The 853-nt window shown below is 62.4% G+C and carries 1 pseudogene; it reads left to right on the forward strand.

Features of this window, described 5'->3' with window-relative positions:
• Window positions 1-119 precede the first annotated feature (119 nt).
• Window positions 120-853 (forward strand): annotated as a pseudogene (locus IED13_RS28485) (IS5 family transposase).

Here is an 853-nt window from a genome sequence, read left to right on the forward strand (position 1 = left end):
TAGGCCTCGTGGACAAAGCTTGACCTGAGACACGCGGATTGATTCAAGGCTTCTTTTTGGAGGAAGCCTTGGGCGAGCGGATCGGTCTGACGGACGAGGAATGGGCGTTGATTGGGCCTTTGCTGCCGGCCGAGCACGGGCGCGGTTGCCGACCGGCGCAGGACAACCGCCGCTACTTTGAGGGCATGATGTGGTTGGCGCGGACGGGCGCGCAGTGGCGGCATCTCCCCGACGATTACGGCAAATGGAACAGCGTCTTCCGCCGCTACCGGCGCTGGCTGGAGGTCGGCGTTTTCGACGCCATGCTGGAAAGCCTGGCGGAGATGGTCGAGCGAGACCCCTCCGCCGACATGATCGACTCAACCATCGTCCGGGCGCATCACTGCGCAGTCGGCATAAAAAGGGGACTCAGCAAACAGAGGCGCTTGGTCGATCGCGTGGCGGCTTTACCACCAAACTCCATGCCCGCTGCGATGCCAAAGGCCGCCCGCTCGGCTTCGTCCTGACGGGCGGAGAGGCACACGACGTCAAGGGCTTCGCGCCGCTGCTGCGGATGGTCGCCGACAAGATCGAAGCGCTGCTGGCGGACAAGGGCTATGATGCCGACGCCATTCGCGAGGAGTTGGCGAAAGCCGAGATCGAGGCCGTCATACCGGCCAAGCGCAACCGCAAGAACCCTGCGCCGCACGATGCCGAGAAATACAAGTGGCGCAATCTGATCGAGCGTCTGTTCAGCAAGCTCAAGAACTGGCGGCGCGTCGCCACACGCTACGACAAGAGCAAGGAATCTTACCTCGGATTCGTCGCCATTGCCGCAGTCAAACTCTGGCTACCCTTTGTCCACGAAGCCTAG

Origin of the sequence: Allobosea spartocytisi, from assembly GCF_014764685.1 — a bacterium.
GTDB lineage: Bacteria > Pseudomonadota > Alphaproteobacteria > Rhizobiales > Beijerinckiaceae > Allobosea > Allobosea spartocytisi.